Annotated in this window: 10 protein-coding genes; 8 read left to right on the forward strand and 2 right to left on the reverse strand. The window is 40.6% G+C overall.

Translation table 11 applies throughout. The features are described 5' to 3' along the window. Positions 1 to 48: 48 nt before the first annotated feature. A complete protein-coding gene (gltA, locus tag A7456_RS03995) occupies positions 49 to 1326 on the reverse strand; it encodes a citrate synthase (RefSeq protein ID WP_066894178.1) in 1278 nt (425 codons plus the stop codon). A gap of 102 nt (positions 1327 to 1428) precedes the next feature. Here gltA and A7456_RS11350 point away from each other — a divergent pair, with 102 nt between their 5' ends. The 5 genes from A7456_RS11350 to A7456_RS04020 all read left to right on the forward strand — a co-directional run bounded on the left by A7456_RS11350 (position 1429) and on the right by A7456_RS04020 (position 5876). Next, complete coding sequence (locus A7456_RS11350; RefSeq protein ID WP_158512474.1) at positions 1429 to 1596, forward strand: hypothetical protein; 168 nt, start codon at positions 1429 to 1431, stop codon at positions 1594 to 1596. Between the two features lie 792 nt (positions 1597 to 2388). Then, positions 2389 to 2769 (forward strand): succinate dehydrogenase, cytochrome b556 subunit, encoded by a 381-nt coding sequence (gene sdhC, locus A7456_RS04005; protein ID WP_066887109.1) that lies wholly within the window; start codon positions 2389 to 2391, stop codon positions 2767 to 2769. A gap of 20 nt (positions 2770 to 2789) precedes the next feature. Continuing rightward, positions 2790 to 3125, forward strand: coding sequence for a succinate dehydrogenase, hydrophobic membrane anchor protein (gene sdhD, locus A7456_RS04010; RefSeq protein WP_062499193.1), 336 nt, complete (start codon positions 2790 to 2792; stop codon positions 3123 to 3125). Positions 3126 to 3176: 51 nt separating this feature from the next. Then, the gene (gene sdhA / locus A7456_RS04015) at positions 3177 to 5027 is read left to right on the forward strand and encodes a succinate dehydrogenase flavoprotein subunit (protein ID WP_066887112.1); all 1851 of its coding nucleotides are present in this window, start codon (positions 3177 to 3179) and stop codon (positions 5025 to 5027) included. 138 nt (positions 5028 to 5165) lie between these two features. Further along, entirely contained in the window at positions 5166 to 5876 is a 711-nt protein-coding gene (locus A7456_RS04020; RefSeq protein WP_067007815.1) for a succinate dehydrogenase iron-sulfur subunit, read from the forward strand. Between the two features lie 118 nt (positions 5877 to 5994). Here the strand turns inward: A7456_RS04020 and A7456_RS04025 are convergent, their stop codons facing one another. Further along, the gene (locus A7456_RS04025) at positions 5995 to 6849 is read right to left on the reverse strand and encodes a substrate-binding periplasmic protein (protein ID WP_067007818.1); all 855 of its coding nucleotides are present in this window, start codon (positions 6847 to 6849) and stop codon (positions 5995 to 5997) included. A gap of 306 nt (positions 6850 to 7155) precedes the next feature. Here A7456_RS04025 and A7456_RS04030 point away from each other — a divergent pair, with 306 nt between their 5' ends. The 3 genes from A7456_RS04030 (at position 7156) to A7456_RS04035 (ending at position 8068) form a co-directional block, all read left to right on the forward strand. Then, positions 7156 to 7383, forward strand: a complete 228-nt coding sequence (locus tag A7456_RS04030; protein ID WP_145916057.1) for a hypothetical protein — start codon at positions 7156 to 7158, stop codon at positions 7381 to 7383. Positions 7384 to 7407: 24 nt separating this feature from the next. Then, complete coding sequence (locus tag A7456_RS11355; RefSeq protein WP_158512475.1) at positions 7408 to 7545, forward strand: hypothetical protein; 138 nt, start codon at positions 7408 to 7410, stop codon at positions 7543 to 7545. Between the two features lie 109 nt (positions 7546 to 7654). After that, complete coding sequence (locus A7456_RS04035; RefSeq protein WP_067007826.1) at positions 7655 to 8068, forward strand: hypothetical protein; 414 nt, start codon at positions 7655 to 7657, stop codon at positions 8066 to 8068. Positions 8069 to 8174 lie beyond the last annotated feature (106 nt).

An 8174-nucleotide genomic window follows, 5' to 3' on the forward strand; every position in this document is an offset into this window, starting at 1 on the left:
AAAAAATCTCCCAATCATTTGGGAGATTTTACCATCAAAAGGCAACCATTATTTACGATCTTCTACTTTGACAAAAGCACGATGCTTTTCACCGACATAACGCTGACGTGGACGACCGATTTTAAAAGACTCTGAGTGCATTTCTGTCCAGTGAGCAATCCAACCTGCGGTACGAGCCAAGGCAAAGATAACCGTGAACATAGACGTTGGGATTCCGATGGCTTTTAGGATGATGCCAGAGTAAAAATCCACGTTTGGATAGAGTTTGCGGTCAATGAAATATTGGTCAGATAAGGCGATTTTTTCTAGTTCCATCGCTAATTGTAGTTTGGGGTCATTGACACCCAAGGCACTCAACACTTCATCACAAGTTTGTTTCATGACCTTAGCACGTGGGTCAAAATTCTTATAAACACGGTGTCCAAAGCCCATGAGTTTGGCTTCTTTGGTCTTGACTTTTTCCATAAATGGAGCAACATTGTCTACCGAGCCAATCTCATCTAGCATGGTAAGCACCGCTTCGTTAGCTCCGCCATGTGATGGCCCCCATAAGGCTGCAATACCCGATGCAATACAGGCATAAGGATTAGCACCTGTTGAGCCTGCCAAGCGTACGGTAGAAGTGGATGCGTTTTGTTCATGGTCAGCGTGTAGGGTAAAGATTTTATCCATGGCTTTGACCAGCACAGGATTTGGTTTGTAGTCCACATCACCTGGGGTGGCGAACATCATGTATAGGAAATTTTCAGCATAGCTAAAATCTTTGCGTGGATACATAAATGGCTGACCGATGGAGTATTTGTAACTCATGGCAGCAAGGGTTGGTACTTTGGCAATCAAATCCACAGCCGTATCATCACGATGGTCAGCATCCGATATGTCCAGATGGTTGTGATAAAAGGCAGACAACGCACCGACCACGCCGATCATGATGGCCATTGGGTGAGCATCACGGCGAAAACCTTCAAAAAATTTACGCAACTGGTCATGCACTGCCATGTGGTCATTGATGCGTGTGTAGAATTTGTCTTTTTCTTCGGCATTTGGCAGGTCACCATAGAGCAAAGCATAACAAACCTCCAAATAGTCAGCATTGTCGGCAAGCTCGTCAATGGCATAACCACGGTGCAAAAGCTCACCTTTGTCGCCATCAATATAGGTTAGGGCAGATTGCACAGGGGCGGTTGCCATAAAACCAGGGTCATATGTCCAAAAACCTGCTTTATTGACCGCAGTTACGTCTAACACAGGGCGACCCAAAGTGGATTCTAAAACTGGCATTTCATATTCTGTGCCATCAACGACTAATTTCACTTGTTGTGTCATAATAATTACCTTATTTAAGATGCTAAATCCTGACCCAAATCTTATCCTATTTGGTTTGGGTTAATTTGGCATGGTGAGTTTGCATGTTAAGGTGAATTTAACATGATGTTCCTTTTTTACGACCTTCTTGTTGGCTACCGAATTCCTTGCAACTTGCTTGCATTGCCAAAATGCCAAAACAAAGGCATGTTGCCAATCATCGCCATCAAGCATCATGATGATACAAAAACTTTACCAAACTTACAAGCCCTGATACAGCAAAATCCTTAAAAAATTGCAATTAACCCCTAAATCTCTACATTATCCCTACATTGCCCTACATTTATTCAATTTCTTTACCGAATCTGACTCATCTTGACCATCCAGATTATTAAACCTGAGTTATCAAACCTGAGTGATGATGTGGCTTTATTGACATATTTTGTAACAATATCACCTCAAAATGGTTAAAATTTTGGCAAAATTTGTGATTAGTTACATAAGTTACATAAAAGTTGTAATTTTATTTGTAAAATTTGTTCAAGCGTTTTATAATTTATAGCTAATTGCAAGTCACGTTAAAATTTTTTAAAAAGATAATCAATTTCATTGTCAAGTTTGTCAAGTAAATCAACAAATAGGGTAACACTGCATTGATTTTTTAATTGTTTTTAAATCATTTTAGTGTTAAATGATTTGCAAAAATAGCGATGTGCATTTAGTCTGTGATGGCTTTTGCATCCCAAGCGACATTAATCTAACGCTGTGTTCAGACTTTTTTTTAAATTTATCAATGATTTTTAAAATAGCCTGACGGTGTGATTTTTTGCGTTTAAAAAGTTAAAATATCTTAGGGTGTGTTTGCCTTTTGTATCTTTGGTGAAAATGCCTGTTAACTTGTTAAAAAATAGGCAGATTGTCCGTTTTCGTGCAAAAACAAATGCTCAAAAGATGGTTTGTTTTTATTTTAAATCATGCATACAATGGATGTGCCTCATCATTGTGGCGAAAATCACCCAAAAGCCAGCCCTCCTTGCCGTCTGTGAGATACTGTACGGCTCATTTTGATAAGGACGCCCGCTCGTGAAAGACAACCGACCGATTAACTTACCTCTAAGCCAAGTGATTGCGGTGAATTCAAAGTCTCCAATCGCCATGGCCTCTATTTTGCACCGTGTGTCAGGTATTGTGCTGTTTTTGCTTGTGCCTGTCATGTTGTGTATTCTTCAAACTTCATTATCATCAGCTGAAAATTTTTCTGCTGTATTTAACAATATCGCCCTGCGTTTTGTGGCGTGGATTTTTGTGGCGGCAACCGCTTACCATTTTGTCATGGGCATCAAGCATTTACTTGCTGACCTTGGCATGAACGAAGAGTTCAAATCAGGTAAGATGGCGGCGATTGTGAGTTTTGTTATCGCAGCTGTGTTGATTGTTGCGTCCTTTGTGTGGGTAATGTTCTAATGAAAAGAAACAATTCAGGCATTAAAAGTGCGACTGGCTTGACAGGTTCAGGTTCACGAGATTGGATTTTACAGCGTATCAGTGCGGTTGTCTTAGCAGTTTATAGCGTTGTTATGGTGGGCTTTTTCCTATTTAATGATGTGAATTTTGAAATCTGGCAAGGCTTTATGCTAAGTCTACCAATGAAGCTATTTAGCTTGGTGGCGATTTTGTCGCTCGTGTTTCACGCATGGGTGGGCATGTGGACGGTTTTGACCGATTATGTCAAGTCATCAGGTTTGCGTTTGGTCATCCAATCTTTGGTCATTATCGCTGTTTTGGTCTATCTGTTTTGGGGCGTGATGATTTTTTGGTAATTAACCAAAGCTTCAAAACACAAATACCAAATAAAATCATTAGGAATTAACATGGCAACAAACCAAGATAATACAATTAATAATATCCCAACACTCAACTTTGATGCGGTGATTGTTGGTGGTGGCGGTTCAGGCATGAGAGCATCTTTGCAACTGGTTGAAGGTGGTATGAAAGTTGCTGTTTTGACAAAAGTATTTCCAACCCGTAGCCACACTGTTGCTGCCCAAGGCGGTATCGGTGCGTCTTTGGGTAACATGAGTCCTGATAACTGGCATTTTCACTTTTATGATACCGTCAAAGGCTCTGACTGGTTAGGCGACCAAGATGCCATTGAATATATGTGCCGTGAAGCTCCAAAAGTTGTTTATGAGTTAGAACACATGGGCATGCCCTTTGACCGTAACGCAGATGGCACGATTTATCAGCGTCCATTTGGCGGGCATTCAGCAGAATATGGAGCAAAACCTGTGCCTCGTGCATGTGCCGCCGCCGACCGTACAGGACATGCACTTTTACACACATTGTACCAAAAAAATCTTGAAAAAGGCACGCAGTTTTTTGTGGAATGGATTGCCCTTGACCTCATCAAAGATGCTGATGGCAATATCAATGGCGTGATTGCCCTAGACCAAGAAACAGGCAATGTTTCTGTGTTTCAGGCTCAAACAACGATATTGGCAACAGGTGGGGCAGGGCGTATCTTTCGTGCCTCAACCAATGCCTACATCAACACAGGAGATGGTTTGGGCATGGCGGTGCGTGCAGGCATTCCTTTGCAGGACATGGAGTTTTGGCAGTTTCACCCAACAGGTGTGGCAGGCGCTGGCGTGCTTTTGACCGAAGGCTGTCGTGGTGAGGGTGCAATTTTGCGTAACAAGCATGGTGAGCCGTTCATGGAGCGTTATGCCCCAACCCTAAAAGATTTGGCTCCTCGTGATTTCGTCTCTCGCTCTATGGACCAAGAAATTAAAGAGGGTCGTGGCTGTGGCCCCAATGGTGATTATATCGTCATGGACATGACGCATCTAGGTCATGCTGAGATTATGAAGCGTTTGCCATCTGTGTTTGAGATTAGCCATAACTTTGCCAACGTGGACATCACCAAAGAGCCTGTGCCTGTTGTGCCAACCATTCACTATATGATGGGTGGCATCCCAACCAACATTCACGGACAGGTAACCGTGCCTGTGCTTGATGGTCATGTGGATGAACAGGGTCTATATACCGAAGGTCGCATCATCAAAGGCTTATACGCCATTGGCGAATGTGCCTGTGTGTCGGTACACGGAGCGAATCGCTTAGGTACTAACTCACTGCTTGATTTGGTGGTATTTGGGCGTGCAGCAGGTCAGCACATTTTGGATGAATTTGCCAAATCAGACCGTGGTTATAAACCGCTTAATCCACGAGTGCTAGACTTTACCCAGTCTCGTCTTGATAAGCTACAAAACTCTACCGAAGGCTACAATGCCCAAGAGGTTGCTGATGAGATTCGTAATACCATGCAGGCTCATGCTGGTGTGTTTCGGACTCAGGCACTGATGGATGAAGGTGTGCAAAAAATCATGGCACTTGCCCCAAAAGTTGAGCAAATCCATCTAAAAGACAAATCAGCCGTTTTTAATACCGCTCGTGTTGAAGCCTTAGAGGTTGCTAATCTCTACGAGGTGGCAAAAGCGACCATGTTATCAGCGTCTTTGCGTCATGAATGCCGTGGTGCTCATAGCGTGCTAGATTATGAAAAGCCAGAAGATGACAGCCATGCGCCACTAGGACGTAATGACCATGAATGGATGAAGCACACGCTATGGTATTCTGATGGTAATCGTGTGATTTATAAACCTGTACGCAAAAAGCCTTTGACTGTGGATTACTGTGAGCCACGAGTGCGTACGTTCTAATTTTGATGAGTTGGTTTAATGAGTTGGGTTAAAAGCTCAACTTTTAAAAGCCGATTTTCAAAATTTATCATTTCAAATTTAATTAGGTTATTTTTAACAAAAACGGTTAAAAATCCCAAATTTCCAATGGAGAAACCCATGAGTCGAGGCAAACGCATTATAGAGATTTATCGTTACGACCCAGACAAAGACAAAGCCCCCTATATGCAAAGCTACGAGATTGAGCTGTTAGATACGGATCGTATGCTACTAGATGTATTACTGCGTCTAAAAAAACAGGATGAGACCTTAACCTTTCGTCGTTCATGCCGTGAGGGCATCTGTGGCTCAGATGGCATGAACATCAATGGTAAAAATGGCTTGGCGTGCCTGATTAATATGAATACCCTGCCAGAGAAAATCATTATTCGTCCCCTGCCGGGTCTGCCCGTCATCAAGGATTTGGTGGTGGACATGAACCAATTCTACGCCCAGTACGAAAAAGTTCATCCGTTCCTAATCAATTCACAACCTGCTCCGCCAAAAGAGCGTTTGCAGTCGCCAGAAGACCGTGAGAAGATGAATGGCTTGTATGAGTGCATCTTGTGTGCGTGCTGTTCAACGGCTTGCCCATCATTTTGGTGGAATCCTGATAAATTCTTAGGTCCATCTGCATTATTAAATGGCTACCGTTTTATCATTGATAGCCGTGATACCGACACCCAAGCTCGTTTGGCTCGTTTGGATGACCCATTTAGCTTGTTTCGCTGCCGTGGCATCATGAACTGTGTCAGCGTTTGCCCTAAGGGTTTAAATCCAACCAAAGCCATCGGTCATATACGTAATATGCTGCTTGATGTGGCAGGTTAGTAGGTTAAGTTGATTTAGATGATAAAACCGCACTTTAATAAGTGCGGTTTTTTATATAAAAGATACCAAAAGCCAAATAACAACAAGTAATGACATGACGGTACAGATGTTTAAAAACTTAGTCCGACAGACCGTATTTTTCTTCAAGTTGTTTTAGCTTGCCACTTTGGGTCAGCTCCTCAATGCCTTCGTTTAGTGTGTTAAGCAGTTGAGTATTTTCTTTATCTACCACAAAGATAAAGCCTATTTTGTCTTGATAAGGGACGATTTTTAATAGGGATTCTTTGCCTTGTAGGTTGTATTTGATGATGTGGTTTAATACCCCTGTATCAGAGAAAGCGACATCGTATTTGCCCTGTAAGACACCTTGAAAGCCCAAAAACTCAGATTGTACCTTGTTAATGTTGTGTTGATTGCCCAGACCCTCAACGTCGCCATCACTGACGGTGGCGATATTTAATGTGTGTGCATTTAAATCTGACTTAGTGGTTGGGTAGGTATTGGCAAGTTTGGCGTTATCAGCACGATAAAAATAAACAGGCTGAGTGTTGTGGTAGGGTTTGGTTACCCCATATTTGGAGGCACGTTCTTCTTGATAGAATATCCCAGAGGCGGCAATATCACTTGTGCCAGCATCAATCTCGGTGAAAATGCCATCAAAAGATGTGGGTTTGTATTGAAGGTTTAACCCCTTGTTTTGGGCGATGGCATCTAATAGGTCAATATCAAAACCTGTGAGCGAGCCTTTTTCATCAGAAAAGGTAAAAGGAGCAAAAGCTGAGGTTACTGCCACGGTCAATGTTTTGGTATTGGGGTTATTGACAGTGGTGGTTGTTTCGGTGGTAGTGGTGGTTGTAGATTCTGTTGATGGAGCATTGGAGTTATTAGGTTTGTCCCCACCACAGGCAAATAAACTAAGACTCATCGCCAAAAGTAGGCTGGGTTTAAAAGCGGTAGTGTTTAAAAAATTCATAAGTGTTCCAAATATTAAGCGGTTGGATGGATAAATGGTAGATTAGATGAATGGTAAATTAATAAAAAATATTGTATTAAACAATTATCATTTAAGAATATAAAGTAAAATATAAAGTATTAAGTACCAATCAACACAGTTTGTACTGCTTATTATAGATAAACATGACATAAAGTCAATATTTAAAAGTTTAATTAGAATTTTTAAACATGATTTGTCTAAAAATTAACAAATCGTTAAATGCGTCAAAAAAATCAGCAGTTTTGATAAAAATTGAGCGGTGTTCATATTTTTGGGTATTGTAACTTGTTATATTTTGCCAAATGGGCAGGTATCAACCGCTCAGGGTTTCATTATTTCTATGACCCAATCGTACTTGATTTAGATGGTGATGGCATAGAGACGATTGCTTATGATAAATTAAAGAAAGCTGTTTTTGATCATGACGGTATGGTTACCACACAAAGAGCGTTATTTAATCATAATAACATAAGTATACTTGCAATCAATGAAGAAGAAAGATGGGCGGCTTGATTGTTATAAAAGAAGATAGATGTTATGTTTGTGAGTGAATGGGTGTATAATTTGTTGGTTGTGATGGGTGGTGGGGAAGTTTGGGGTTTTGGTGGGCTGGGTTTTGATAAGATGACCTGGTGCATTAAGGCTTATGTTGGGCGTGCCAGTCTACCAAGCTAGTTAATTTGATAATGAGTGTAGTTTTAAGATAAGAAAGAATAGAATACGGTTATTTTTTATTTTTTTACCCATACCAATCATTTTATCTATAAAGCCCATTACTAATGTTGTGCAGGGTGCTAAACACATTCCAATTACCCTACCTGATGGTTTGTCTTATAATGTCAATAATAAAAAAGTTGCAAGAGTCTATGTCAGGGATAATCATGGTAGGGCGTATAGTGCAAAATGTGGCGAGTTTGTTGGTACAGAAAATGCCCTTTGCTCTGATAAAAAAAATTTTGGCTATGATTTTACTGGTTATGGTGTTAGTATTGTCTCGTTTACAGATAGAAAGAATAATAATATTAATGATGTTATTATCCTTAGAGGTAAGTTTGTCAACCAAACGACCCAAGAAATCATCTATGTTTCTACGCCAAAGAGTGATATAGATAGAGTAAAAAAACACTTTGAAAGAAAAAGTGGGTATGTAGATTTATTTTGGGTTTTTATCATATTTTTTATCTATATTGATTTTTAGCAAAGATAAGGAACAAGCAAAATGACAGCATTTAATTACGCTAAGTTAAAGTTTGGTGTTACTGCCAATTATTGGGAATAAACTATATGCCAAAAGAATCTGAATA

The sequence above is a fragment of the Moraxella nonliquefaciens genome (assembly GCF_001679005.1).
Taxonomy (GTDB): domain Bacteria; phylum Pseudomonadota; class Gammaproteobacteria; order Pseudomonadales; family Moraxellaceae; genus Moraxella; species Moraxella nonliquefaciens.